This is a genomic window from Bradyrhizobium sp. AZCC 1610, assembly GCF_036924515.1.
In the GTDB taxonomy this organism is placed as follows: domain Bacteria; phylum Pseudomonadota; class Alphaproteobacteria; order Rhizobiales; family Xanthobacteraceae; genus Bradyrhizobium.
Genome location: NZ_JAZHRR010000001.1, coordinates 4,243,315 through 4,268,250 on the forward strand (window position 1 = coordinate 4,243,315; position 24,936 = coordinate 4,268,250).

Here is a 24,936-nt window from a genome sequence, read left to right on the forward strand (position 1 = left end):
CAAAGCCCAACGCAGCAGCCAACAGGGTACGTCGATCGATCATCATGGAAGCATTCTTCGAGCCAAATCCTGAGCATTGCGTTGCTGGGCTCTTGCGCCGGAATCATGGCGCGGCGAATACGATGCGTTAAAAACAATGTGGCTCGATACGACATGAATCTGCCCTATGGTGTCGCCCGCCGTAACCATGACCGTTCCACAGGCAGGAGCTTCCGCCTTGACCTCCGCAAAACCTGCGCCGCTCAACCGCCTCCGCCATGCGTGGCGGGAGGGACGCCCGACGTTCGGCGCGATCGCGACCATTCCCTCGATCCAGACCGTGCAGATCATGGCGCGCTCCGGGATCGACTGGATCATCGTCGACCTCGAGCACGGACCGATCGATCTCGGCTCGGCGCACGCGATGATCACGGCCACCGCGGGCACGCCCTGCGTGCCGATGGTGCGGATTGCCGCCAACGAGCCGTGGCTGGCGAAAGCGCCGATGGACCTCGGCGCGCTCGGCATCAACTTCCCGATGATCTGCAGCCGCGCTGATGCCGAAAAGGCCGTGCGAAGCGTGCGCTATCCGCCGAAGGGCGACCGGCTGTGGGGCCCGTTCCACGCACCGTTCCGCTGGGGCGTCTCGATGGCCGATTACATGGCGACGGCGGACGACGACATGATCTGCATGATCACCATCGAGCATGTCGAAGCGGTCGAGCGCATCGACGAGATCATGGCAACCCCCGGCATCGACCTTGCGGTGATCGGCCCCGGCGACCTCGCCACCTCCATCAACAAGCGCGGCCTGCCCGACGATCCGGAAGTCGTGGCGTTGATGAAGCGCGCAGAGGAAGGGATCCTCAGGAGCGGCGTACCGATCGGCGGCGTTGCACGCACCGCCGAGCAGGCCAACCGGATGATCGAGCGCGGCTATGTGGCGCTGGCGCTCGGCTTCGACTGGTCGCTGTTCCAGCGCGGCATCGCGGCCAGCTTTGACGGGATCAAGCGATAGGTGCCGAGACGGCGGCAAGCCCTTCAAAGTCCTTGCGGTTTACATTGTCTGCGGGCGCGCGCTGGCGGCTATTTGGGCGATTTGGATGCGAACCTTCTGGCGTCAAAACGCCTTGTTCGTGCTAGATGAGGCGCTGGCGGGTTACCGAGGCGACCTGCCGGCTTTCTGATTTGTCTATTGCGGAAACCCTGAGCGAAGCGATGCGCGGAACGGTTCGAAAAATCACACTACCGCGCCGCCTGGTCGCCGACCTCATGCATGCGTCGATTCGCGTGCCCTTTGTTTCGCTCACGCGACCGCTTCATATCCGCGGCCTGCAGGAAGCCCGCGCGCAGGCCGCCCAGCGGCCGAGCTGGGCCGCGATCTTCGTCAAGGCATTCGCGCTGGTGGCGAAGGAACAGCCGATCCTGCGCACCCTCTACGTCAAATGGCCGATGCCCGCCTTTTACGAACTGCCGCGCAGCGTCGCGATGGTAGCGATCGCCAGGATCGAGGACGGCCAGGATTGCGTGCTGCCGCAAAAGGTCGCCGCGCCGGATGAAATGCCGCTTGCCGCTGTCGATGCCCTGATCCGGCACGCCAAGGAGGCGCCGATCCACGAGGTGCCGGCGTTCCGCAAGATCCTGCGCACCACCCGACTGCCGCTGCCGCTGCGCCGCCTGTTCTGGGCCATCGGGCTCAATTTCGGTCGCCAGCGGGCCAATTATTTCGGCAGCTTTGGCGTGACCTCGGTGGCCGCCTATGGCGCCGGCCAGCTCCATGCCATCAGCCCCGGGCCGTTTGTCCTGAGCTACGGGGTGGAAAAGCCTGACCAGACCATCGATGTCGTGCTGCGCTGGGATCACCGGATTACCGACGCGGCCCCGATGGCCAAGGCGTTGAACCGACTGGAACAGGTGCTGAACGGTGAAATTGCCGCCGAATTGCGTGCCAATCGGCAGCAAAGCGAGCCCAAACCGGTCTGGGCGGTCGCGACCTGACCGGCCGATCTGGCCCGGAAAAGCGACCGTTTTCGTTGACAGGACGGCGTTTTCTCCCTAAGAACCCGCTTGCTCGCGGGCCGGTTTCGGCCCGCGTTGCGTTTCGCGACCCGTGGTCTTCCCCGAGCTTTCGAGGCGGACCTGTCGGCCCCGGCCATGCCGGTGCACAGGAGGGCGCGTTTCCTCAAAACTCAAACCTAATGCAGAGGACGCGATGACTAAGCGCAGTGAGGCGAAATACAAGATCGATCGCCGTATGGGCCAGAATATCTGGGGCCGCCCGAAGAGCCCCGTGAACCGCCGTGAATACGGCCCCGGCCAGCATGGCCAGCGCCGCAAGGGCAAGCTGTCCGACTTCGGCGTCCAGCTCCGCGCCAAGCAGAAGCTCAAGGGCTACTACGCCAACATTTCCGAGCGCCAGTTCCACGGCATCTATGTCGAGGCCGGCCGGATGAAGGGCGACACCGGTGAGAACCTGATTGGCCTCCTGGAGCGCCGTCTCGACACCGTGGTCTATCGCGCCAAGTTCGTCGCGACGATGTTCGCCGCCCGCCAGTTCATCAACCACGGCCACATCAAGGTGAACGGCCGCCGCGTCAACATTTCGAGCTACAAGGTCAAGCCCGGCGACCTCGTCGAGATCAAGGAATCCTCCAAGCAGCTCACCCACGTTCTGGAAGCAAGCCAGCTCGGCGAGCGCGACGTGCCCGACTTCATCGAAGCCGATCACTCCAAGATGACCGCGAAGTTCACCCGCATCCCCGCGTTGTCGGACGTGCCCTTCGCGGTGCAGATGGAGCCGCATCTGATCGTCGAATTCTATTCGCGCTGATCTGTTTTCGGTTTCGAGATATCAAAGGCCCCGGTTTTGCCGGGGCCTTTTTCTATGCGCAGTCTGCAATGCGCATGGTTCAAACGCCGGCTTGCAAGTAGGATTAAGCCGAAGGTTCAGCCGGGGGTGGCCATGGGTTGAACCTCTGCCGGGGGATAACATGCGCTTGAGCGACTGCTACAACTTCCACGATTTCCGCAAGCTGGCGCAGCAACGGTTGCCCGGCCCGATCTTCAACTACATCGACGGCGCCGCCGACGACGAGGCAACGCTTCGCCAGAATACCGCAAGCTTCGAGCGCTGCGATCTGGTGCCCAACGTCCTGCGCGGCGTGGAAACCATCGACATGTCGGTGACCGTCATGGGCCAGAAACTGGCGATGCCGATCTATTGCTCCCCGACCGCGCTGCAACGCCTGTTCCACCATACCGGCGAACGCGCCGTTGCCGCCGCGGCCGCGAAATACGGCACGATGTTCGGCGTATCCTCGCTCGGCACAGTGAGTCTTGAGGAACTGCGCAAGGCGCACGATACGCCGCAGGTCTATCAGTTTTATTTTCACCGGGATCGCGGACTCAACCGCGCCATGATGCAACGCGCAAAGGAAGCCGGCGTCGAGGTCATGATGCTGACCGTGGACAGCATCACCGGCGGCAACCGGGAACGCGACCTGCGCACCGGGTTTTCGATTCCCTTCAAGCTGACGCTCGCCGGAATGTACCAGTTCGCGATCAAGCCGATGTGGGGCATCAACTACGTCACGCATGAGAGCTTCAAACTGCCTCAGCTGGACCGGCACGTTGACATGAGCGGCGGCGCCATGTCGATCGGCCGCTATTTCACCGAAATGCTTGACCCTTCGATGAATTGGGACGACGTGGCTGAAATGGTGCAGCTGTGGAACGGGCAATTCTGCCTGAAGGGCATCATGTCGGTGGCCGATGCCAGGCGCGCCGTTCAAATCGGATGCGCCGGAATCGTGCTCTCCAACCACGGTGGTCGGCAACTCGACGGTTCGCGTGCGCCGTTCGACCAACTGGCTGAAATCGTGGATGCCGTGGGCGACCAGATCGACGTGATCATGGACGGGGGAATCCAGCGCGGAACCCACGTCCTGAAAGCGCTGTCGCTGGGAGCCAAGGCTGTTGGCGTTGGACGCTTCTATCTTTATCCTCTTGCCGCGGCCGGCCAGGCCGGCGTTGAACGCGCCCTCGGCCTGATGCGGGCCGAGATCGAGCGAGGAATGAAGCTGATGGGGTGCAGATCGATCGACCAGCTGTCACGCGAAAATCTGCGCTTCAGATAGTTCCTTCTCCCAATCACGTTGCAAATATCGAGAACCCCTCCATGCACTACACCCCTGCCCCGCGCGATCCCAAGGCCGATCCCATCCGCATCAACCTGCTGTCGGACACGCAGACGCGCCCGACACAAGCGATGCGCGAGGCGATGGCACGCGCCGAGGTCGGCGACGAGCAGATCGGCGACGACCCGACGGTGAATTTGCTGTGCGAGCGTGTCGCTGACCTGCTCGGCAAGGAAGCCGCCGTGTTCATGCCGTCGGGCACCATGTGCAATGTCGCGGCCACCCTCGCCCATTGCCGGCCGGGCGATGAAATTCTCGCCCATGCCAGCGCACATATCATCGCCCGCGAAGGCGGCGCGCATGCCGCCCTCGGCGGATTCCAGATCATGCCGCTGCCGGGCGACGACGGGCAATTCGCCCCCGAAACATTCCGCGCCGCCCTTCACCCGCGCTCGCGCTACCAGCCGCCGCAAACCGTCGTCAGCGTCGAGCAAACCGCCAATATCGGTGGCGGCACCATCTGGAAGAAAAAGGCGCTGGATGAAGTGGTAGCGATCGCCAAGGCGCACGGGCTCATTACCCACATGGACGGCGCGCGGCTGCTGAACGCCTGCACAGCTACCGGGATATCGGCGAAAGATATGGCCGCGGGATGGGATTCGGCCTGGATCGATTTCTCAAAAGGCCTCGGCGCGCCGATCGGCGGCGTGATAGCGGGTTCGCGCGCCTTCATCGACGATGTCTGGCGCTGGAAGCAGCGCCTCGGCGGATCGATGCGGCAGGCCGGCATCTGCGCCGCGGCTTGCGTCTACGCGCTCGACCATCACGTCGAACGGCTTGCCGACGATCACACCAATGCGCGTGCGCTGGCGCGCGGGCTGTCGCAGATTAACGGCATCGAGGTGCAAGAGCCCGAGACCAATCTGGTGTTCTTCGAGCCTGACGGCGCTGGTATCGCCGGCGGCAAAATGGTCGACGCCTTGCGCAAGCGCGGCGTTCTGCTCGCGATGATGGACGGTCGCATTCGCGCCTGCACGCATCTCGATGTGACGGCCGAAATGATCGAGGAGACGGTCGCCCTGGTGCGCGAGATCGTGCGCTGGGCGTGAGAAGGGCGTCAGTCCCGAGTCCGGTAAACTGATCTGAGTTCAGACAACAACAGCAGCAGTGCGCGCTCGCCACAGCGCACTGCCGAGCAGAACATACACCGCCCCGGTCCACATCGCCTGCCAGTTTTCGAACCCTTCGTTGAAGACGACATAGACCGTCGCCATGGCGAACAGTCCCGTAAACACGGCTTCCGAGAGCGGCCGTTCGCCGGATTTCGAACCGTTGAGGAACGCCAACGTCCAAAACGGCACTACGGCCATGGTCAGGGCAGCAAACGGGAAATCGCGCCAGCGTGCGTCGAATATCAGGCTAAGCGCGGTTTGCGCGGCAATGAGCGTCGTCACGATCAGCGCGATGCCCAGCATGTTGGCCATGAAAAATGGGGTCAGGTCCTTGGGCGGCCCCAACACTTCAAGAAACGACGGAAGCCCGCGCCCCGACATCAAGGCATAGGTGGACAGCAGCGGTGCGGCGATGGCCGCGGCCAGCAGCAAGCCCTGGATCAACCAACCGCCGGCCCCGTAGCTTTCGTGGAGCATCTTGTCGGCGCTCACGCCCAGCAGGATCCCGCCGGCAGTCGCGGACACGGCGACGGCGAGCCACGATGCCAATGGCGTCGGCGACGGTCGGCGCTTCAGCGTGACCAAGGCTATTGTGAATACGCCTGTGCAAAGAAACAGCCCGCATGCCATCTGCAGCTTCCAGAACGGATAGTTGCTGATGGCCACCCCGGCCGGATATTTCAGCTTGCGTTCGGTCCCGTCAAACAGCCCCCAATAACCGCCCACCGTTCCTTCCCAGCGGCGCTTCCACGGCTCGTCATAGGCCTCGAACAGATTGACGCGAAAATTGTCCCGCCTTGCCCGCTCGAGAATCTCGGAAATGAAACGTGCCTGATTGACGCGGGAAGCCAGCGCGCCGTCGCGCATCCGTCCATGGCTTGGCCAGCCGGTCTCGCCGATCAGGATCTCCTTGCCGGGAAAGGCTGCCGCCACCTGCTTGCGAATGCCGTCGACATGCGCGGCCGCATCTTCGGCGCGCGGCGGAACGTCCTCCCAATAGGGCAGGAAATGGGCGGTGACGAAATCGACGTCGTCGCCCACTTCGCGATAACGCAGCCAGAATTCCCAGACATCGGCGTAGGTCACGGGCACGTTCACGCGCGGCTTGACCGAGCGGATGATCTGCCTCAGGTCGGCGACGGTCATCTCTCCGCGCAGCAGCACTTCGCTGCCGACGATGACCGCCGTCACCGTGCCGGGATGATCCTTCACCAGCGAGACCGCAATGTCGGCGAGTTGGGCATTCTTCGCGCGATCGCGTCCGATCCAGACGCCGAGCAGAACCTTCAATCCGACCCTGGACGCTAGCTCGGGGACCTTGTCGAGCCCGTTGTCGATGGAATAGGTGCGGATGCATTTTGAGACCTTGGCAAGTTCGGCCAGATCCTCCGCGATCTGCTCCGGACTGACGATCAGCGTCGGATCATGCGGCGTCTGATCGTTGCGGAATGGCGCGTAGGAAACGCACTCCAGCTTCGCCGCGTCATCGATCGGCGCGCGCGTCAGCGCCACCGGCGTGGCCAGCCACCACCACACCGCGGCAACGATGCCCAGCGATACGAAGAAAAGCGCCAGCGGCGTGCGAAAGCCGATCGTCCTGCTCCCAGATCGGTGAATGGATCAGCCTATTTAACGGCGAGCGGCGGCCCTGTCGACCCGCCGATGCAGCCTGTTGCACAATTGCACCGAGACACGGAAGCGGCGATATTGGGCCTGCTTCAAACAATAAGCATCAAGGGTGAGCCTTGTTTTGCTCAAGATTGATCCCGGCACGGCGAGTGAAATGATGCCATTCAAGAGATTTTCCCGGCGACAATTTGGCAGGATTGCAGGCTGGTCGGCGCTTGGAATGTCGATGCTGTCGGCCGGGTCCGGACTGGCCGAATCGGACGCGGACAACGGAACACGGAATCGAACAACCTCTTCCGGTTTTCCGAACGGTTTTCTGTGGGGCACGGCGACCTCGGCCTATCAGATCGAGGGCGCCGTGCACGAAGACGGCCGCGGCCCGTCGATCTGGGACCGCTTCGCCCACACGCGCGGCACGATCTCCGATCACAGCAATGGCGATACTGCGACCGACCATTACCGCCTGTTCAAAGAAGACATCCAGTTGATGAAGGCGCTGGGCGCAAAGGCCTATCGATTCTCGATTGCATGGCCGCGTGTCTTCCCGGAAGGCGCCGGCGCGCCAAATCCAAAGGGCCTCGATTTCTACAACCGCCTTGTCGACGAGTTGTTGGCGAACGGCATCGAGCCGTTTGCGACGCTGTATCATTGGGACTTGCCGCAGGCGCTGCAGGACCGCTTCGGCGGCTGGACCTCGCGCGACACGTCAATGGGATTTGCGGATTACGCGGCTTATGTCGCGGCGCGGTTGAGCGACCGCGTGAAATACTTTTTCACGATCAACGAATGCTCCCGGCTCGTTCATCTCGGCCACGGCATGGGCGCCGATGCGCCGGGCCTCAAACTATCCCAATCGGGATTGAACCAGGTCCGTCACCACGTCGCGCTCGGCCACGGCCTTTCGGTTCAGGCTATCAGGGCCCATGGGCGTACTGGGACCAGGGTCGGTCCGGCGGAGAATGCCGTGAGCTGCATCCCTGCCATCGAAACGCCAGCCAACATCCGTGCCGCCGAGATGGCGACGCGTGAGCTCAACGCCGGCTATCTGACTGTCATGATGGAGGGAAAATATACCGACGCATACCTGACGCGGGCCGGCCATGACGCGCCGAAATTCACGCCTGAGGATTTGCCCATCATTTCGTCACCGATCGATTTTGTCGGACTGAATGTGTACACGCCCGACCATTATGTCGTGGCCGCCGACAACGAACGCGGCTTCACGCTGGCGCCGTTTCCGGCATCGTTTCCGCATATGAAAGCGGGTTGGCTGAGGCCCGGTCCCCGAGGCGATGTACTGGGTCCCGCGCCATGTGGCCAAACTGTGGAACGTGAAGTCGATCTACATCACCGAGAACGGAACGTCGGGGAGCGACCAGCCGGCCGCGGACGGGACTATCTACGACGTGGATCGCATCATGTATCTGCGCAATTATTTGACGCAGTTGCAGCGCGCGACGTCCGAGGGCGTGCCCGTGCTCGGATACTTCCTGTGGAGTCTGATGGACAATTTCGAATGGTCGGACGGATATGAACAGCGCTTCGGCCTCTACCACGTCGACTTCAATACCAAGCGTCGGACGCCCAAGCTGAGCACGGCTTTCTACCGCGAGACGATCGCGCGAAACGCCGTGGCGTAGTCAGGCGATTGTCAATCCTTGCGCAGGCCCTTGCCCAGCGCCTCAAACATCATCGTCTTCAGCACCAATTGGATCCGCCCGCCTTGCGTCGGGGCCTGCACCATGAAGACAACGAGCAGGTCGTCCTGCGGGTCGACAAAATAGAAACTGCCGCCCGCACCGTCCCAGCGGTATTCGCCGAGCGGCCATGTCGTATTCAGCGGCGGCGAGGTGCGCACGGCAAAGCCAAGGCCAAAGCCACTGCTCGGGCCCGGGAAATAGAAGGGGTCGTGAATGATCCTGGTCTCCGGCCCGATCTGATCCGACGTCATCAGCGCGACTGTCTCGGGCTTGAGGTAGCGCTTGCCGTCCAGCGTCCCCCCGTTGAGCAGCATTTGCAGGAAGCGAGCGTAGTCGCCAGCCGTGGAGACCAGTCCTGCGCCGCCGGATTCCCAGCGCCGCGCCACTGTCGGCTCCTTGATCCCGGCCACCCGAAAACGATCGACGGGAAATGCCTGGGCAATGCGCGGCCACTTCGCTTCATCGGCGACGTAATACGCGGTCTCGGACATGCCGAGCGGATCGAACAATCTTTGCTTTTCGAATTGAAACAGCGTCTGCCCCGAGGCCACCTCGACGACACGGCCGAGTACATCGGTTGAATGGCTGTAATTCCAACGCGTTGCGGGCTGATCGGCGAGCGGCAACGTCGCGATCCGGTCGGCGAATTCGGCATTGTCGAAATCGCCGGCGTACAGCTGTGGGTTGGCATAGAGTTTCTGCACCGCGGTTTCACCGAAGAAGCCGTAAGTGATGCCCGACGTGTGCCGGAGCAGATCCCTGATCGTGATCGGGCGCTTCAACGGCTCGAGCTTGAGCGGATACTGTCCGGCTTCATCGGAAAGATCGACGCCGACCTTTGCATCCGCAAAGGCGCGAATGTATTTCGACACGGGATCGTCGAGGGACAGCTTGCCGTCGTCCACCAGCATCATCGCGGCAACCGAGGTGACGGCCTTCGACATCGAATAGATCTGGAAAATGGTGTCCGGTGTCATCGGCTGGCTGGACGCGGGGTCCCGCACGCCGAAACTTTCGAGATAGACCGGCTTGCCGTGCTGCTGGATCAGGAGGACTGCGCCGGGGATCTTGCCGGTCGTGACCTCGTTGCGAACGTAGTCGCCGATCCGGTCAAGGGCCGCGCGTGAAAAAGTTGGCGCGTCCGGCGCCTTCGGCTCGGCTCGCACCTCGTGCAGCGAGCCGCCGAGAACAAGCAGCGCGAGCGCCGCTGCAACGAGGCAGCGCCCTGCGGCGCCGTCAGTTCTCCAGCGCTTCATAGACCAACTGCTTCAGCGTCCGCTGGACGCGCTGGCGCTCCGTCGGCGTCTGCTCCAGCACCACGAAGAACATGTCCTGCTTGCGGTCGACCACCATATAGCAGCCCGCGGCGCCGTCCCATTTCAGTTCGCCGAGCGATCCCGGTGGCGGCGGCTTGGCGTTGCCGGGATCGGTGCGCACGGCAAACCCAAGCCCCATGCCGAAACCGTCACCGGGAAAATAGTAATGATCCCGCGCGACACCGGAGGCCTTGCCGGCATGGTCCGACGTCATCAGTTCGAACGTCTTCGGGCTGAGATAGGTCTTGCCCTCGAAGGTACCGCCATTGACCAGCATCTGCGCAAAGCGCGAAAAGTCCGACATGGTCGAAACCATGCCGCCGCTGGCGGATTCCCACTTCTGGCGAACCTCGGTCCTGTATAGGCGGCCGACCCGGAAATCGCTGTCGTTCGGCACCGGTTGGGCTAGCCGCTGCAGCCGCTCCGGTTCGGTAACGAAGAAGCCGGTATCGGTCATGCCGAGCGGATCGAGCAGCATTTCCCGCTCGATCTCGAGCAATGATTTTCCGGACACGATCTCCATGATCCGCGCCAGGATGTCGGTGGAATGGCCGTATTGCCAGAGCGCGCCCGGCTGGTTGTGCAGCGGCAGCTTGGCGATCCGCTCGGCGAATTCGGCGAGGTCGAATTCGCCCGCGTAGATGTTGGCCTCCTTGTAGGCCTTGCGCACCAGGCTGTCGCCGTAGAAGCCGTAGGTGATGCCGGAGGTATGACGCATCAGGTCGAGAACGGTAATAGGCCGGGTCAGCGGCACCAGCTCGAGCGTCTTGGTACCGTCCTCGGCCTTTTTCTCCTCACCGACCTTCATATTTGCGAAGGAGGGAATGTACTTCGAGACGGGATCGTCGAGCTTGATCTTGCCGTCCTGGATCAACTGCATCGCCACAACCGAGGTGATCGCCTTGGTCAGCGAAGACAGGCGGAAGATGGTCTTGTCAGTGATCGGCGCCTTCGACACCACGTCCTGGACGCCGAAGGTTTCGTGATAGACCGGCTTGCCGTGCTGCTGGATCAGGACGTTGGCTCCGGCGATCTTGCCGGTCGACACCTCGTTCTTGAAGAACTCGGTGATCTTCGCAAGCTTTTCCTTGTTGAAATGCGCGCCTGCGGGAAGATCGAAAGTGCCTTCCGCTTGGGCGGACGACAGCGTGGCAAGCATCAGCGCACCACAGGTGAGCGCGCGCCGCAATCGACGTAAATTCATTTGGCCCCCTCCGAAATATGCCTTTGAGTGTAGCTGTGGCGTCAGTCGGCGCAAGGGCCGCCAAAGGCCGCCATTGCCTCTTCATGCAGCCGACCGCCGTCGGGAGAGAAGCAGCAGAAGATGACCTTTGTCACGTAAGGCGCGGCAGCCAGCGCATCGACAACGGTGGCGACCGCAATACCGGCGGCGCGGTCGGCAGGAAAGCGATAGATGCCGGTGGAAATCGCTGGAAAGGCCACGGATGCGAGCCCGTGCTTCTGACAGAGCTCCATCGAGCGGCGATAGCAGGAGGCGAGCAGATCGTCCTCGCCGAGGGTGCCGCCGTTCCACACCGGCCCAACCGTATGGATCACGTGCTTGGCTTTGAGCCGATAGCCCTCGGTGATCTTGGCGTCGCCGGTCTCGCAGCCGTGGAGCGTCCGGCATTCGGCCAACAACTCAGGCCCCGCAGCACGATGGATTGCGCCATCGACGCCGCCCCCACCGAGCAGCGACGAATTCGCGGCGTTGACGATGGCGTCAACGCGCAGCGTGGTGATGTCGGCAACAATGACTTCCAGCCGCGCCGTGCCGATCTGGCGCGCGATCGCGCTCAGGCGGAAGCTGCCGCGCTGACGGTGACGCCCTTGTCGGCGAACAGCTGCTGCAATTCACCGGCCTGGAACATCTCCCGAATGATGTCGCAGCCGCCGACGAACTCGCCCTTGACGTAGAGCTGCGGAATAGTCGGCCAGTTCGAATAGGTCTTGATGCCGTCGCGAAGTTCGGCGGATTCGAGAACGTTCAGGCCCTTGTAGCCGACGCCGACGTGATCGAGGATCTGGACCACCTGGCCGGAGAAACCGCACTGCGGAAACTGCGGCGTCCCCTTCATGAACAGCACGACGTCGTTCGACTTCACTTCGTTGTCGATGAATTGCTCGATGCTCATATTGCTTCCTTTTGGGACTTTGGCCCCTGCGGCTCTGTCTGACGGGCCGGCTCATCCCGTTTAACCCGGTTACTTGCCATATATGTAGCCCAAACCGTTGTGCATCCAAAGTAAAATGGCGAGTAGCTGGGATGCGCGGGGCCGATCGGGGCCCCTTGGGGGCGACCACCGCCCATAGTCTGACGACATCAATATCATAGCGGGGAAGGCTTTTTTCCCGGAAGGGAACCCCTATCTAGGACGGACCGCCCGTCGGGAACCAGTTTGCCGGACTAACGTTCTCCCCGCTCACCGGAGACACCTGTGACGAAATCAGTAGCCGCCGAGTTTGCGACCCCCGCCCCGTCACTTTTCTCCGATTCAGGGACCCTCGCCCAGAATTTGGTGGAAGCCTATATGGCCGTCCGCGGCGAGACCGAGCGCCGGGCCGCGCCCTTGAGCCCCGAGGACCAGCTCATCCAGTCGATGCCGGACGCGAGCCCGGCCAAATGGCACCGCGCCCATACCACCTGGTTCTTCGAGCAATTCCTGCTCGGCGAGCACTGCAAGGGCTACCAGCCCTTCCACCCCGACTACGCCTTTCTGTTCAATTCCTATTACGTCAGCGCAGGTCCCCGGCATGCCCGGCACCAGCGCGGCCACCTCACCCGTCCGAGCGCGGACGAGGTCACTGCCTATCGCCGGCATGTCGATGCCGCCGTGGTCAAGTTCTTCCAGGCTGCCGGCGAGGCGGCCCTCGCCAGGCTGGTGCCGCTGGTCGAGGTCGGCCTCAACCACGAGCAGCAGCATCAGGAATTGATGCTGACCGACATCCTGCACGCCTTTGCCCAGAACCCGATTCCGCCGGCCTACGACCCGTCATGGCGCTTCCCGGCGTCGCATCGCGACGGCGACGAATGGGTCGCCCTCAACGAGGGCATCCACACCGTCGGGTATGCCGACGACAGCTTCCATTTCGACAATGAAAAGCCGGCGCACCGCGCCCTGGTCGGCCCGGTCCGGCTCGCCCGCAACCTCGTCACCAATGCCGAATGGCTGGCCTTCATGAGGGATGGCGGCTACGGCACCGCCACGCTGTGGCTGATGGACGGCTTTGCCACCGTGACCAACGAGGGCTGGCAGGCCCCCGGCCACTGGCGCCAGGTCGACGGCGAATGGCGAATCATGACGCTCGGCGGATTGCAGCCGATCGACCCCTCCGCCCCGGTCTGCCATGTCAGCTACTACGAGGCGGACGCGTTCGCGCGCTGGGCCGGCCGGCATCTGCCGACCGAAATGGAATGGGAGGTCGCCGCCCGCGCCGGCCAGTTCAACGACGCCTTCGGCATCGTCTGGCAGTGGACCCGCAGCGCCTACGCCCCCTACCCCGGCTACCGCGCCATCGAAGGGGCGCTGGGGGAATACAACGGCAAGTTCATGGTCAACCAGCTCGTGCTGCGCGGCTCCTCGCTTGCAACTCCACCCGGCCACAGCCGTATCACCTATCGCAACTTCTTCTACCCGCACCACCGCTGGCAATTCACGGGGTTACGCCTCGCAGATTACGCCTGACCCAACATGGATCATAGCGCGCCGGTAAGCGCGTTCGGGAGAGTATCATGAATGTGCATGCCGCCGCCTTGGCCCAAAGCTACCCGTTCGATGAGCAGACTTCGGCCTTCGCCGGAGACGTGATCGGCAATCTGTCGCAATTTCCCAAGCGCCTGTCGCCGAAATATTTCTACGACGCCGCAGGCTCGGAGCTGTTCGAGCAGATCACGGTTCTGCCGGAATATTATCCGACCCGCACCGAGCTCGGCATTCTGCGCAGCCGCGGCGACGAGATCGTTTCCATCATTCCGAGCGGCGCTGCGCTGGTGGAATTCGGCGCCGGCGCCACCACCAAGGTCCGCCTGCTGCTGGAGCGCTGCGATTTCGGCGCCTATGTCCCGGTCGACATTTCCGGCGACTTCCTGAACGCGCAGGCGAGCGCCTTGCGCAAGGATTTTCCCGAGCTCGGCGTCTATCCGGTTGCCGCCGATTTCACCGCGCCGTTTGCCCTGCCGGCCGAGATCGAAGGGATGCCCAAGGTCGGCTTCTTTCCGGGATCGACGCTCGGCAATTTCGAGCCGCACGAAGCGCGCGCCTTCCTGCGCAGCGCGCGCGACATTCTGGGCGAAGGCGCGCAGATGATCATCGGCGTCGATCTCGAAAAGAACGAGCGGGTGCTTTACGATGCCTATAACGACGCCGCCGGCGTCACCGCGCGATTCAATCTCAACGTTCTGGTCCGCATCAACCGCGAGCTCGGCGGCAATTTCGACGTTTCCGCCTTCATGCACCGCTCGGTCTATAACCGCGAGCGCCATCGCATCGAGATGCACCTGATCGCCAAGAAGGCGCAGACCGTGCGCATCCTCGGACGCAATTTTTCATTCCGTCCCGGCGAAAGCATCCACACCGAGTCGAGCTACAAATACAGCCTCGATCGCTTCACCGTACTGGCGCGCGACTCCGGCTGGTCGGTGCGGGAATCCTGGACCGATCGGGACCGGATGTTTTCGGTTCACGCGCTGGCGGCGTCAGGCTGAGGATTGGTCGCGCGCTTTGCAATTCACGTCTTGCAGTCCGATCTCGTGCGGTGCGGCCGCGGCCTGCGTGTTGGGGCGATCCGGGGCGCGGCAGATATCCAGTCATCGAACAATCGGTCTGCACCCAGCAACCACGCGTGAATGATCCGCCACTTGTCCTGTCCGCGAGACTGGAAATCCAGGAGCGGCGATCCGGTGTCCTGCAGTTCGTGGAAGAACTTCAATGAGTCTTTTCCAGTGGGCCGGTCCTGCTCGATCGACTGCGCTAAGATCCAGCGATCCCACTCCTGAATAATGCGTACTCTTGCTTCACTTTGTTTCATAGGCGCGTATTCCCACCACGGACCCCCGTGGGCACTGAGTGAATCGCGCTGGTCAAGGTCTGATGGAAAAGGTGCTACGCCGCCGCGCGTCCCCGCACCTTTGCCGCGCCCACTATAGACAAACTTCTTAACAAATCTTCATCTTTATCGACCCGCCCGCAAAACGCTCCATCTGCGCTCCCGTTTGCCCTTCGAAAGGTCCAATTTTTGACGCGGACTCAGTCGAGTTTCTGCGGCAGGCTCGGCTAGGGGTGAGTTCGTGCCAGGGGATTTCAGTTATGGGGAATGCGTATCCAGCGTCCGGCAATCGGAAGCAATATTCCAGCTCGTCGTCCGTTCGCGAGGACTCCGCCTGGGATCAAGAGGCGGACACCGAACGGGCGTCCCTCATCGAGGAGAACGCCAGACTGCGGGCGCTCGTCGTACAATTGTCAACTCTCGTTCTTCGAAACGTCGTCGATCAGAACAGCACGTCGCCATTGCTGCCGGTCAGGCGGTCGCTGCCTGACTAGAGGTACTATTCTCTCGGGTCGGATCGCAGCGAGATCGATTCCCACACCGCGACCACGATCATGATCGCGGTGGTCAAGATGGACAGCATCAACGGTGACAGCTCGCTTGCGAACCAGGCGAGCACACAGAGTGCGAGGATGCCGCCTCCGTGCGAGAGCTGAAGGAAGCCGCGAAAGCTGTACTTGAACAGGATGGTCCCGAACAGAAACAGCAAGGGACCTCCGGTCGCGCTTATCACTGTCTTGAGATCGGAATGACCGCTCGGGTGCTTCAGCACCAGTTCGTCCGCCACCGCCGTGACGATGATGCCGGCCACGATCGGCATGTGCAGATAGGTGTAGGCCAGCCGCGCCAGCCTTCCCGGCTCGCTCGATTTTGAAAGCTGTTCGGAGCCGGCCTCAGCGCCGATGTGGAAATAGATCCACCACATTGCGAGGCTGCCGAGGAAGGCTGCGACGAACGCCAGAACGTTTTCGGTCGTCCAGGTGAGTTCGGCAAAGGTCGCGCCGATGACGACGATGGATTCTCCGAGCGCGATGATGATGAACAGCGCGCAGCGCTCGGCCATGTGGCCGCCTTCGATCATCCAGTCCGCGACGGAGGACGCGCCATATCGGGGAATCCAGAACCGCACCGCCGGCGAAATATATTCGATGACGAGCGCGATCGCCCAGAGCACCAGCCGCGACTGACCTTCCATCACCCCGCCGGCGATCCAGAAGATCGCCGATATCGACAGCCATGCTGCGATCCGGATGGCATTCATGCGCATCCGCGGGCGCGACGGCGGCGTCGATAACCACAGAAAGATCGTCTTGCCGACCTGCATCGCCGCGTAGGCGATGGCGAACCACAATCCTCGCGCTTCAAACGCGGCCGGGATCGAGGTCGACAACACCAGCCCGCCCAGCATCATCGCAAACAGCAGGAGCCGGACCGGAGTCTTTTCGGGATTGAGCCAGTTGGTGATCCATGAGGTGAAAACCCACACCCACCACACCGCGAGGAACAGCAGCGTGACCTGCAGCGCGCCCAGCAGCGTAAAATGCGCGAGCAGCGTGTGCGAGATCTGGGTAACCGCAAAGACAAAAACGAGGTCGAAGAACAGTTCGACGTAGGTGACGCGGTTATGCTGGTGCGGCACGATCGGGCGAAACAGCGCGCCGTGCGAATTGTCCGTCATCGATGCCCCTGCGTGGCCCGTCCCGGGCTTAGCTTTCTGGCACCCCGGGTCCGCCAGGTACCCCGGTCTGCAGCGCCAGCGCATGCAGCAAGCCGCCCATCTGCCCCTTGAGCGACTGGTAGACGATCTGGTGCTGCTGCACACGCGACTTGCCGCGGAAGGATTCCGAGATCACGGTCGCGGCGTAGTGGTCGCCGTCGCCTGCGAGATCGCGGATCGTCACCTCGGCATCGGGGATAGCTGCCTTGATCATCGATTCGATATCGTGGGCGTCCATCGGCATTCCAGCATGTCTCCGTCAGGTGTTTCGAATCACGGCCGGCTCGCGCGACCGTGACGGCCGAACCTAGCGCGTACGCTCTTCTAGGTCACGCCCGGCGGCACTATATTCCGCCTCCAACCGTTTGACACCGCGAGATCAAGTCGCGCCCGATTACGTCGGGCTGACCTAAAAAGAGGCTCAAAATCATGAAATTGCCCGGTCCCGACCATCCGATCACGATTACGGCAAACCCCAAACGCGTCCGGGTCTCGGCCGGCGGCGTGGTCATTGCCGATACCACCCATGCGCTGACCCTGAAGGAAGCCAGCTATCCGGCGGTGCAATATGTGCCGCGCGAGGACGCCAATATGGCGCTCTTGGCCCGCACCGAGCGGACCACACACTGCCCCTACAAGGGGGATGCGAACTACTTCAGCATCAATGCCAACGGCAAGAGCATCGAAAATTCGATCTGGACCTATGAGACGCCCTTCCCGGCCATGGCCGAGATCGCGGGCCATCTGGCGTTCTATCCGGACAAGGTGACGATCGAGGAAGTGTAGTGAGAGCCCGATCCAAAGGAAATTTGCCGCATCGCCGCACGCTGCGTCATAAGACTTGCTGAATCGAGTTCCCGGCTGCAACATTCGGCACAAGCAGCCTGGCCGGGGAGGCGCGCATGACATCGATTTCTGCCGTGGGGCATGCCGAGTTGGGCGCAGTGCCCAAGGTCAAATCGCGAAACCTTTCGCTTGATCGCGCTCGCACCTTCCTCACGCTGGTGGTGCTCCTCCACCATGCCGTCATCCCCTATACCTATTTCGGTCATACCGATCCGAAGTCATTCTTCGGCTTCGACATGATCGTGCTCGCCACTGACAGTTTCTTCATGGCGATGTTCTTTTTCCTGTCGGGACTGTTCGCCTGGTCTGGTATCGCCCGGAAGGGACCGCTGAGCTACTTGGCAGATCGCCTGCTTCGGCTTGGCCTGCCGTTCGTGATCTGCGCATTCACGGTCATTCCGCTCGCCTATTACGCGATCTCACTGCGTCATCATCCCGAGATCGGCTTTTCGGAATACTGGTGGAATATGGTCACGAAGGGTCCGTGGCCGAGCGGGCCGATCTGGTTTCTCTGGGTCTTGTTCGCCTTCGACCTGGTTGCCTGCCTGCTGTACCGGCTGTCGCCCAATCTGCTCGATCCGATCAATCGCCTCTCGCTGCATGGCCGTCGCCGGCCCGCAGTGTTCTTCGCGGTCATGCTTGCTGTCACCGCTGCGTTCTACATTCCCGGGCTGGTTCACTACGGACATAGCAGTTGGTTTGAGTTCGGACCGTTCTCGGTCCAGCACGGGCGCGTGATGCTCTATGCGAGCTACTTCTTTTTCGGTGCCGGCATCGGCGTTGCGCAAATGGATCGCGGGCTGCTCGCTGCAGACGGCCGGATGGCGAAGGTCAGCTGGGACTGGATGGTGCTGGCGATCGTTCCGTATTGCCTCTTGTGGGTGCTGATCTTCATCAAGCGGGAAATACTGGGCAACCCGTCGCCGTTGCCGGACTGGTATGAGGTGCTCTATGCCATCTGCTTCACCGTCTTCAGCGTGGCCATCATGTTTCTGATCCTGGCCTTTTTCCAGAGGTTCAGACAATCAGGCTCAGCCAAGCTACTTGATCCGATGCAGGCCGACGCCTACGGCATGTTCCTGGTGCACTACCCGATCGCACTGTGGCTGCAATACTGGCTGTTCGACTACGACCTGCCGGCGATCGTCAAGGTCGCGATCGGGTTGGTGCTGACAGTCGCATTGAGCTGGGCGCTGACGCGAGCGTTGCGGCAGATTCCGGGCGCGACGAAGGTGCTGTGAACTCGTAGCCCGGATGGAGCGCAGCGCAATCCGGGACCGGTATCGCCGCGAAATTCCCGGATTGCGCTGCGCTCCATCCGGGCTACAGGCATCTACGACGCCTTGCCGCTCATGTACGCCGGCAGCCAGTGCTCGAATGCCGATTTGAGCGCATCCACCGACACCGCCGTTTCACCGGCAACCGCAATCGCGTCACCGCCCGTGGTGCCGATCCGCGCACACGGCACGCCCGCGCCTTTCATCTTGGCCAGCACGAGGCCGGCATCCGCCGCAGGCACCGTCACGATGTAGCGCGCCTGATCCTCGCCGAACCAGTACGCGTGCGGCACGATCGAGGCAGGCGCCGCCAATAGCTGCGCGCCGATGCCGCTTGCAATCGCCATCTCGGCGAGCGCGATCAGCAAGCCGCCGTCGGAAACGTCATGCACCGCGGTCGCGGTACCGGCGTGGATCATGCCGCGCACCACGTCGCCATTGCGTTTTTCGGCAGCGAGATCGACCGGCGGCGGCGCGCCCTCTTCGCGGCCGCAGACATCGCGCAGGTACGCGGACTGTCCGAGCCAGCCTTTGACGTCACCGATCAACAGGATCGCCTCACCGGAAGCCTTGAACGCCAGCGTGGCAGATTTCGTGAAATCGTCGAGCAGACCGACGCCGCCGATCGAGGGCGTTGGCAGGATGCCACGGCCGTTGGTTTCGTTGTAGAGCGAGACATTGCCCGACACGACCGGGAAGTCCAGCGCACTGCAGGCCTCGGAAATACCCCTCAGACAACCGACGAACTGGCCCATGATTTCCGGGCGTTCCGGATTGCCGAAGTTCAGATTGTCGGTGATCGCGAGCGGACGGCCGCCGACTGCCGTGATGTTGCGCCAGGCTTCCGCCACCGCCTGCTTGCCGCCTTCGAACGGATCGGCTTCGCAATAGCGCGGCGTCACGTCGACGGTGAGCGCGAGCCCCTTCGGCCCATCCTCAACGCGCACCACCGCCGCGTCGCCGCCAGGGCGCTGCACGGTATTGCCGAGAATGACGTGATCGTATTGCTCCCACACCCAGCGCTTCGAGCACAGCTCGGGCGTTGCGATCAGTTTTTCCAGCGCCGCCGAGATACCGAGCGGCGGGTTTACCTCGCGCGCTTGCACCACCGGCAACGGCGCGGACGCGACATGCGGCCGGTCATAGACCGGCGCCTCGTCGCCCAGTTCCTTGATCGGCAGATCGGCCATCACGTCGCCGCCATGCTTGACCACGAAGCGCTTGCTTGGCGTGGTGTAGCCGACGACGGCGAAATCGAGGCCCCACTTTTTGAAGATCGCCTCGGCCTCTTGCTCCTTTTCAGGCTTGAGCACCATGAGCATGCGCTCCTGGCTTTCCGAGAGCATCATCTCATAGGCGCTCATGCCGGTTTCGCGCGTCGGCACCGCGTCGAGATTGAGATCGACGCCGAGATCGCCCTTGGCGCCCATCTCAACGGCCGAGCACGTCAGGCCCGCCGCCCCCATGTCCTGGATCGCGATCACGCAATCGGCTTCCATGATTTCGAGGCAGGCTTCCAGCAGCAGCTTTTCCGCAAAGGGATCGCCGACCTGCACCGTCGGCCGCTTCTCGGCCGAATCGTCGTCGAACTCGGCCGACGCCATCGAAGCGCCGTGAATGCCGTCGCGGCCGGTCTTCGAGCCGAGATAGACGATCGGCATGTTCACGCCGGAGGCTGCCGCATAGAAAATCTTATCGGTCTCGGCCAGCCCAACCGCCATCGCATTGACCAGGATGTTGCCGTCGTAGCGGGTGTGGAAACGCACCTGCCCGCCAACCGTCGGCACGCCGAACGAGTTGCCATAGCCGCCGACGCCGGCGACCACGCCCGACACAAGGTGCCGCGTCTTCGGGTGTTCCGGTGCACCAAAGCTCAGCGCATTGAGGCAGGCGATCGGCCGCGCCCCCATCGTGAACACGTCACGCAAAATGCCGCCGACGCCGGTGGTCGCGCCCTGATAGGGCTCGATATAGCTCGGGTGGTTATGGCTCTCCATCTTGAAGACGACCGCCTGGCCGTCGCCGATATCGATGACGCCGGCGTTCTCGCCCGGCCCCTGGATCACCCATGGCGCCCTGGTCGGCAGCCCCCGCAGATGGATGCGCGAGGATTTGTACGAACAGTGCTCGTTCCACATCGCCGAGAAAATCCCCAGTTCAGTGAAGCTCGGCACCCGCCCAATCAGCTTGAGGATGCGCTCATACTCGTCGGGTTTCAGGCCATGGCTGGCGACGAGTTCGGGGGTGATCTGGGGCTCGTTCATGGGTCTCTTCTTAAGAAGATCGCGGGGGTGCGAAAAGGCCTTTTATGGCGCATTTCCGCCCTGTCCAGAGCTTTGCGGGGGAAGGTTATCGGGATCGGCGTTTGCACATCGTTCCCGGATCGGATTTAAGGGCTGAAACATCGATTTGAAGGGCCATTTTTAGTGAACGAACTCCCCCAAAACGCATTCCACCGCCGCCCCGACCTGCATGTCGAAACAGAGGGCGAATTCGCGGGCTGGCGGACCTGGACCCGCGACAGTTTCGAGACCCATAACGGGCCGTTCTGGCACCGGATGGACGAAAGCGGCCGCGTGCAATGCGCGTTCCGGGTCGAGAAGAAGCACCTCAACGGCATGCGCAACGTCCATGGCGGCTGTTTCATGTCGTTTGCCGATTACTGTCTGTTCGCGATCGCCTCCTCCGTGCTGGAGGGCCCAGGCGTCACGGTTTCGTTCGCCTGCGAGTTTCTCGACGCCGCGCGCGAAGGCGAACTGGTCGAATGCGAGGGTGAAATCACCCGCGCCGGCGGCTCGCTGATCTTCCTGCGCGGCGTGCTGAAGTCCGGCGAACGCTCGCTGTTCACATTCTCGGGCACCATCAAGCGGGTGAAGTGGAAGAATCCGGCGGGCACAGGCGCCGTTGCCACCTGACGCGCCACAGGCCCGCCGCGGCTGGCGCGACTATGCCTTGCTGCTCGCGCTGGCGTGCTGCTGGAGTTCGACCTATCCGCTGACCAAGATCGGCCTCGGCTCGATCCCGCCGATCACCTTCATCTCGGCGCGCTCGCTGATCGCTGCGGGCTTTCTGCTAGTGGTCTTGCGCGTGCGCGGCGTGCGGATGCCGGTGGACGCCAGGGCCTGGAAGCTGTTCGCCCAGCAGCAGACCATCAATTCGACGTTTCCGTTCCTGCTGATCACCTGGGCGCAGCAATATGTGCCGGCGGCAAATACGGTGGTGCTGGCCTCGACGACGCCGATCTTCGCCTTTCTCATCACCTGGGCCATTACGCGGCACGAGCCGGCCACGCTGCTCAAGCTGATCGGCGCAATTCTGGGGCTTATCGGAACGGCCGTGATCATTGGCCTCGACGCGCTCGCTACCCTTGATGCCAATATATTTGCCGAGATCGTCATCCTGATCGCCACCATCTCGTTTGCCTGCGCCACGATCTTCGGTCTGCGGCTGACCGACTACGACCCGATGGTGGTGGCCGCGGGCTCGCTGTTGTTCGGCGGCACGGTGCTGTTGCCGTTCGCGCTGATCGTCGACCATCCCTGGACCTTGCGGCCGACGGCCGAGGCACTGGTTGCCACGGCCGCGATGGGAATATTTTCGAGCGCATTCGGCCTGATACTGTTCTACATGTGCCTGACGCGGCTCGGCACGCTCACTACCAACGCGCAAGGTTATCTGCGCATCCCGATCGGCGTCGGCCTGTCGGTGCTGCTGCTCGGCGAATCCGTGCCGGCCAATCTCGCGCTCGGCCTCGTCCTTGTCATGGCCGGCGTCGCCGCGATGACCATTCCGGCCACGCAGTATCGAAACTGGCTTCGCCGGTTGCGCGCGAAGGATTGAAGGTTCCTTCCAATCTCCTGCGGAATGAACGGCGACCACAGCACTCGTGCAATTTGTAAACTATTGCCGGCGGAAATCTTCGACGGAACAGCAAAGAACTGTGAACGGCACGCGGGAACGCATGCGAGCGCATCGTGTTGCGCCGTTGCGCAGCAAGAAAAGGAGCAATCATGAAACTCGCAACATTGGGATTGGCAACGGCGCTGACATTCACGGGCACTTACGCGCTCGCGCAGACCAGTGGCGGCTCCGCCGGCGGAAGTTCGGCCACGGGCGGCCCTGCAACAAGCGGCACGACGACGGGATCTTCCACCACCGGAACGACTACCGGCAACGCGACGGGCGGCACCGCTGACACTGGCGTGACCAACAACGCCGGCAGCGCCGCGGCCGGCCGGAACAGTGGGCTGAACCCGTCGGGGAACACGCTTATCAATCCCTCGCCCAGCGGTTCGACCCTGGCGCCGGCAGCACCCGGCTCGACACCTGGCAGGTAAAGTATCTGGCAGGTAAGACAATCTGGCAGGCAATAAAAAGCCCCGCTTGGCGGGGCTTTTTCGTTCGCGCGGTCACCTTCATCACGTGATGACCGGTGCTACTTCTTCTCTTCCAGCAGCTTCCTGTATTTTCCGACGTCGCGCGTCACCAGTTGTCCCAGCACTTCGCTTGCGTGCTCGTTGGCGTCGGGCGCGACGGTGGAGAGATCGTGAAAGCGCTTCTTCACCGCCTCGCTCTCGACGGCGGCCTTGGCCGCGGCATTCAGTTTCGCGACGATCGCAGGCGGCGTGCCCTTCGGCGCGAACAGGCCGTTCCAGCCCTGCGCTTCGAAATCGGGAAGGCCGGCTTCCGAAGACGTTGGCAGATCGGGCAAGGTCGCAAGCCGTACTGTCGAGCCGACGACGATGCCCCGTACTAACTTGTCGTCGATGGCCTGCGACACCGAGGCAGCCGAATCGCAGACGCCGTCGATCTGTCCGCCGATCGCATCCGTCAGCGCCGGCGCCGCGCCGCGATAGCCAACCAGCGTCACCTCGATGCCGGCGGCCTGCGCAAAGGTCTTGCAGATCAGGAAATTCGATGAGCCAGCGCCGGCATGGCCGAGATTGACCTTGCCAGGATTTTTCTTCGCATAGGCGATGAAATCCTGCAGGTTCTTCGCCGGAAAATCCTTGCGCAGCGCGACGATGCCGAAGGTTTTTGCTACCACCGCGATCGGCACGAAGGATTCCGGCGTGAACGGCAGTTTTGGATAGATCGTATAGGTCGCCGCACTCGTGCCGGCATTGCCGATGGCGATGGTATAGCCGTCGGCTTCCGCGCGCGCCGCACGCGTCAGCGCGGTCGAACCGCCGGCGCCCGCGACATTCTCGATCACGATCGGCTGCCCGAGCGACTTGGTCATCTCCTCGGCGACCACGCGCGCGATCACGTCGGAAGTGCCGCCGGCCGCGAACGGCACGATCATGGTAATCGGACGCTTGGGATAGTCCTGCGCGTGGGCGGCAGCGGCGAAAGAAAAGGCCGCAGCAACGGCCACGCGCATCATCAAGCGCATCACAAGAGATTTCACGCCGCTTTTTCCAGATGTGCAGCGAGGCCCGCGAACAGGCCGCGGCCGTCGGTGCAGCCCATGATGTCTTCGACGTGGTTTTCCGGGTGCGGCATCATGCCGAGCACGTTGCCGCGCTCGTTGACGATGCCGGCGATCGAATCCGCGGCGCCGTTGATGTTGGATTCCTCGTCGACCACACCATCGGCGGAGCAATAGCGGTAGAGCACCCGCCCCTCGCCCTCCAGCCGCTTCACGGTCTCTTCGTCGGCTTCGTAATTGCCCTCACCATGCGCGATCGGCACGCGAATGATCTGGCCGGCATTGTAGCCGCGCGTGAACGGCGTATCCGAGCGTTCGACTCGCAGATGCACATCCTTGCAGATGAATTTCAGCCGCGCATTGCGCATCAAGACGCCGGGCAGCAAGCCCGCTTCGCACAGGATCTGGAAACCGTTGCAGACGCCGAGCACGAGACCGCCATCGGCCGCAAACTTACGCACCGCATCCATGACCGGCGCCCGGGCAGCAATGGCGCCGCAGCGCAGATAATCGCCATAGGAAAAGCCGCCGGGCACCACCACGAGATCGGTGCCCTTGGGCAGCGCGGTCTCGGCGTGCCAGACCATCGCGGCTTCGTTTCCCGAGGCCAGCTTGAGCGCACGCGCCATGTCGCGCTCGCGATTGATTCCGGGAAAGACGAGAACGGCTGATTTCATGGAAGGCGCG

23 protein-coding genes and 1 pseudogene are annotated in these 24,936 nt (G+C 62.6%); 13 read left to right on the forward strand and 11 right to left on the reverse strand.

What is annotated here, in order from left to right; genetic code table 11:
- Window positions 1–217 precede the first annotated feature (217 nt).
- The 5 genes from V1279_RS21080 to V1279_RS21100 all read left to right on the forward strand — a co-directional run bounded on the left by V1279_RS21080 (window position 218) and on the right by V1279_RS21100 (window position 5,224).
- On the forward strand, window positions 218–997 hold the full coding sequence (locus V1279_RS21080; RefSeq protein WP_442894794.1) for an HpcH/HpaI aldolase family protein: 780 nt from the start codon (window positions 218–220) through the stop codon (window positions 995–997).
- A gap of 200 nt (window positions 998–1,197) precedes the next feature.
- The gene (locus tag V1279_RS21085; protein ID WP_334439660.1) at window positions 1,198–1,977 is read left to right on the forward strand and encodes an acyltransferase; all 780 of its coding nucleotides are present in this window, start codon (window positions 1,198–1,200) and stop codon (window positions 1,975–1,977) included.
- A 214-nt stretch (window positions 1,978–2,191) separates the two neighbouring features.
- Window positions 2,192–2,809, forward strand: a complete 618-nt coding sequence (gene rpsD, locus V1279_RS21090; protein WP_334439663.1) for a 30S ribosomal protein S4 — start codon at window positions 2,192–2,194, stop codon at window positions 2,807–2,809.
- A 160-nt stretch (window positions 2,810–2,969) separates the two neighbouring features.
- A complete protein-coding gene (locus V1279_RS21095; protein ID WP_334439665.1) occupies window positions 2,970–4,115 on the forward strand; it encodes an alpha-hydroxy acid oxidase in 1,146 nt (381 codons plus the stop codon).
- Window positions 4,116–4,156: 41 nt separating this feature from the next.
- Window positions 4,157–5,224 (forward strand): threonine aldolase family protein, encoded by a 1,068-nt coding sequence (locus V1279_RS21100; RefSeq protein WP_334439667.1) that lies wholly within the window; start codon window positions 4,157–4,159, stop codon window positions 5,222–5,224.
- Between the two features lie 39 nt (window positions 5,225–5,263).
- On the opposite strand, the gene V1279_RS21105 is transcribed toward V1279_RS21100, so the two are convergent.
- Complete coding sequence (locus V1279_RS21105; protein WP_334439669.1) at window positions 5,264–6,823, reverse strand: glycoside hydrolase family 17 protein; 1,560 nt, start codon at window positions 6,821–6,823, stop codon at window positions 5,264–5,266.
- Between the two features lie 250 nt (window positions 6,824–7,073).
- Here V1279_RS21105 and V1279_RS21110 point away from each other — a divergent pair.
- A pseudogene (locus V1279_RS21110) lies at window positions 7,074–8,556 on the forward strand (GH1 family beta-glucosidase).
- 11 nt (window positions 8,557–8,567) lie between these two features.
- Here the strand turns inward: V1279_RS21110 and V1279_RS21115 are convergent.
- From V1279_RS21115 to grxD, 4 genes are read right to left on the reverse strand one after another with little or no spacing between them, the layout of a single operon-like run.
- Window positions 8,568–9,872, reverse strand: coding sequence for a serine hydrolase domain-containing protein (locus V1279_RS21115; RefSeq protein WP_334439672.1), 1,305 nt, complete (start codon window positions 9,870–9,872; stop codon window positions 8,568–8,570).
- Window positions 9,853–11,136, reverse strand: coding sequence for a serine hydrolase domain-containing protein (locus V1279_RS21120; RefSeq protein ID WP_334439674.1), 1,284 nt, complete (start codon window positions 11,134–11,136; stop codon window positions 9,853–9,855). The genes V1279_RS21115 and V1279_RS21120 overlap by 20 nt, the downstream gene beginning before the upstream one ends.
- Window positions 11,137–11,177: 41 nt before the next feature.
- Entirely contained in the window at window positions 11,178–11,732 is a 555-nt protein-coding gene (locus V1279_RS21125; RefSeq protein ID WP_334446502.1) for an O-acetyl-ADP-ribose deacetylase, read from the reverse strand.
- Complete coding sequence (gene grxD / locus V1279_RS21130; protein ID WP_334439677.1) at window positions 11,729–12,067, reverse strand: Grx4 family monothiol glutaredoxin; 339 nt, start codon at window positions 12,065–12,067, stop codon at window positions 11,729–11,731. The genes V1279_RS21125 and grxD overlap by 4 nt, the downstream gene beginning before the upstream one ends.
- Before the next feature lie 384 nt (window positions 12,068–12,451).
- Between grxD and egtB the strand changes: the two genes are divergently transcribed.
- Both egtB and egtD read left to right on the forward strand, forming a co-directional pair.
- On the forward strand, window positions 12,452–13,618 hold the full coding sequence (egtB, locus tag V1279_RS21135; protein ID WP_442894902.1) for an ergothioneine biosynthesis protein EgtB: 1,167 nt from the start codon (window positions 12,452–12,454) through the stop codon (window positions 13,616–13,618).
- A gap of 47 nt (window positions 13,619–13,665) precedes the next feature.
- Entirely contained in the window at window positions 13,666–14,637 is a 972-nt protein-coding gene (gene egtD / locus V1279_RS21140; RefSeq protein ID WP_334439681.1) for an L-histidine N(alpha)-methyltransferase, read from the forward strand.
- 23 nt (window positions 14,638–14,660) lie between these two features.
- Here the strand turns inward: egtD and V1279_RS21145 are convergent, their stop codons facing one another.
- From V1279_RS21145 to V1279_RS21155, 3 genes are all read right to left on the reverse strand, one after another.
- A complete protein-coding gene (locus tag V1279_RS21145; protein ID WP_334439683.1) occupies window positions 14,661–14,960 on the reverse strand; it encodes a hypothetical protein in 300 nt (99 codons plus the stop codon).
- A 517-nt stretch (window positions 14,961–15,477) separates the two neighbouring features.
- Window positions 15,478–16,656: a low temperature requirement protein A gene (locus V1279_RS21150; RefSeq protein ID WP_334439686.1), complete on the reverse strand. Its 1,179-nt coding sequence runs from the start codon at window positions 16,654–16,656 to the stop codon at window positions 15,478–15,480.
- 28 nt (window positions 16,657–16,684) lie between these two features.
- On the reverse strand, window positions 16,685–16,939 hold the full coding sequence (locus V1279_RS21155; protein WP_334439689.1) for a BolA family protein: 255 nt from the start codon (window positions 16,937–16,939) through the stop codon (window positions 16,685–16,687).
- Between the two features lie 185 nt (window positions 16,940–17,124).
- Here V1279_RS21155 and V1279_RS21160 point away from each other — a divergent pair, with 185 nt between their 5' ends.
- Both V1279_RS21160 and V1279_RS21165 read left to right on the forward strand, forming a co-directional pair.
- A complete protein-coding gene (locus tag V1279_RS21160) occupies window positions 17,125–17,481 on the forward strand; it encodes a DUF427 domain-containing protein (RefSeq protein ID WP_334439691.1) in 357 nt (118 codons plus the stop codon).
- A gap of 116 nt (window positions 17,482–17,597) precedes the next feature.
- Entirely contained in the window at window positions 17,598–18,782 is a 1,185-nt protein-coding gene (locus V1279_RS21165; protein WP_334439693.1) for an acyltransferase family protein, read from the forward strand.
- Between the two features lie 92 nt (window positions 18,783–18,874).
- On the opposite strand, the gene purL is transcribed toward V1279_RS21165, so the two are convergent.
- On the reverse strand, window positions 18,875–21,082 hold the full coding sequence (gene purL, locus V1279_RS21170) for a phosphoribosylformylglycinamidine synthase subunit PurL (protein WP_334439695.1): 2,208 nt from the start codon (window positions 21,080–21,082) through the stop codon (window positions 18,875–18,877).
- Between the two features lie 162 nt (window positions 21,083–21,244).
- On the opposite strand from purL, the gene V1279_RS21175 reads away from it, so the two are divergent.
- From V1279_RS21175 to V1279_RS21185, 3 genes are all read left to right on the forward strand, one after another.
- Window positions 21,245–21,733, forward strand: a complete 489-nt coding sequence (locus V1279_RS21175; protein WP_334439697.1) for a PaaI family thioesterase — start codon at window positions 21,245–21,247, stop codon at window positions 21,731–21,733.
- Window positions 21,723–22,658, forward strand: coding sequence for a DMT family transporter (locus V1279_RS21180; RefSeq protein WP_334439699.1), 936 nt, complete (start codon window positions 21,723–21,725; stop codon window positions 22,656–22,658). The genes V1279_RS21175 and V1279_RS21180 overlap by 11 nt, the downstream gene beginning before the upstream one ends.
- A gap of 170 nt (window positions 22,659–22,828) precedes the next feature.
- The gene (locus V1279_RS21185; RefSeq protein ID WP_334439702.1) at window positions 22,829–23,155 is read left to right on the forward strand and encodes a hypothetical protein; all 327 of its coding nucleotides are present in this window, start codon (window positions 22,829–22,831) and stop codon (window positions 23,153–23,155) included.
- Window positions 23,156–23,253: 98 nt separating this feature from the next.
- Here V1279_RS21185 and V1279_RS21190 read toward each other — a convergent pair whose 3' ends face one another.
- Complete coding sequence (locus V1279_RS21190) at window positions 23,254–24,213, reverse strand: tripartite tricarboxylate transporter substrate-binding protein (protein ID WP_442894903.1); 960 nt, start codon at window positions 24,211–24,213, stop codon at window positions 23,254–23,256.
- Between the two features lie 11 nt (window positions 24,214–24,224).
- Window positions 24,225–24,926, reverse strand: coding sequence for a phosphoribosylformylglycinamidine synthase subunit PurQ (gene purQ / locus V1279_RS21195; protein WP_334439705.1), 702 nt, complete (start codon window positions 24,924–24,926; stop codon window positions 24,225–24,227).
- Window positions 24,927–24,936: the final 10 nt, after the last annotated feature.

Excerpts from the sequence above, each read along its gene's own strand:
- V1279_RS21160 (WP_334439691.1), top strand. The coding sequence starts at position 17,125 with ATGAAATTGCCCGGTCCCGACCATCCGATCACGATTACGGCAAACCCC.
- V1279_RS21085 (WP_334439660.1), top strand. The coding sequence starts at position 1,198 with ATGCGCGGAACGGTTCGAAAAATCACACTACCGCGCCGCCTGGTCGCC.
- V1279_RS21155 (WP_334439689.1), bottom strand. The coding sequence starts at position 16,939 with ATGCCGATGGACGCCCACGATATCGAATCGATGATCAAGGCAGCTATC.
- V1279_RS21120 (WP_334439674.1), bottom strand. The coding sequence starts at position 11,136 with ATGAATTTACGTCGATTGCGGCGCGCGCTCACCTGTGGTGCGCTGATG.
- purQ (WP_334439705.1), bottom strand. The coding sequence starts at position 24,926 with ATGAAATCAGCCGTTCTCGTCTTTCCCGGAATCAATCGCGAGCGCGAC.
- rpsD (WP_334439663.1), top strand. The coding sequence starts at position 2,192 with ATGACTAAGCGCAGTGAGGCGAAATACAAGATCGATCGCCGTATGGGC.
- V1279_RS21145 (WP_334439683.1), bottom strand. The coding sequence starts at position 14,960 with ATGAAACAAAGTGAAGCAAGAGTACGCATTATTCAGGAGTGGGATCGC.
- V1279_RS21190 (WP_442894903.1), bottom strand. The coding sequence starts at position 24,213 with ATGCGCTTGATGATGCGCGTGGCCGTTGCTGCGGCCTTTTCTTTCGCC.
- purL (WP_334439695.1), bottom strand. The coding sequence starts at position 21,082 with ATGAACGAGCCCCAGATCACCCCCGAACTCGTCGCCAGCCATGGCCTG.
- V1279_RS21165 (WP_334439693.1), top strand. The coding sequence starts at position 17,598 with ATGACATCGATTTCTGCCGTGGGGCATGCCGAGTTGGGCGCAGTGCCC.
- egtD (WP_334439681.1), top strand. The coding sequence starts at position 13,666 with ATGAATGTGCATGCCGCCGCCTTGGCCCAAAGCTACCCGTTCGATGAG.
- grxD (WP_334439677.1), bottom strand. The coding sequence starts at position 12,067 with ATGAGCATCGAGCAATTCATCGACAACGAAGTGAAGTCGAACGACGTC.
- V1279_RS21095 (WP_334439665.1), top strand. The coding sequence starts at position 2,970 with ATGCGCTTGAGCGACTGCTACAACTTCCACGATTTCCGCAAGCTGGCG.
- V1279_RS21100 (WP_334439667.1), top strand. The coding sequence starts at position 4,157 with ATGCACTACACCCCTGCCCCGCGCGATCCCAAGGCCGATCCCATCCGC.
- V1279_RS21185 (WP_334439702.1), top strand. The coding sequence starts at position 22,829 with ATGAAACTCGCAACATTGGGATTGGCAACGGCGCTGACATTCACGGGC.
- V1279_RS21150 (WP_334439686.1), bottom strand. The coding sequence starts at position 16,656 with ATGACGGACAATTCGCACGGCGCGCTGTTTCGCCCGATCGTGCCGCAC.
- V1279_RS21115 (WP_334439672.1), bottom strand. The coding sequence starts at position 9,872 with ATGAAGCGCTGGAGAACTGACGGCGCCGCAGGGCGCTGCCTCGTTGCA.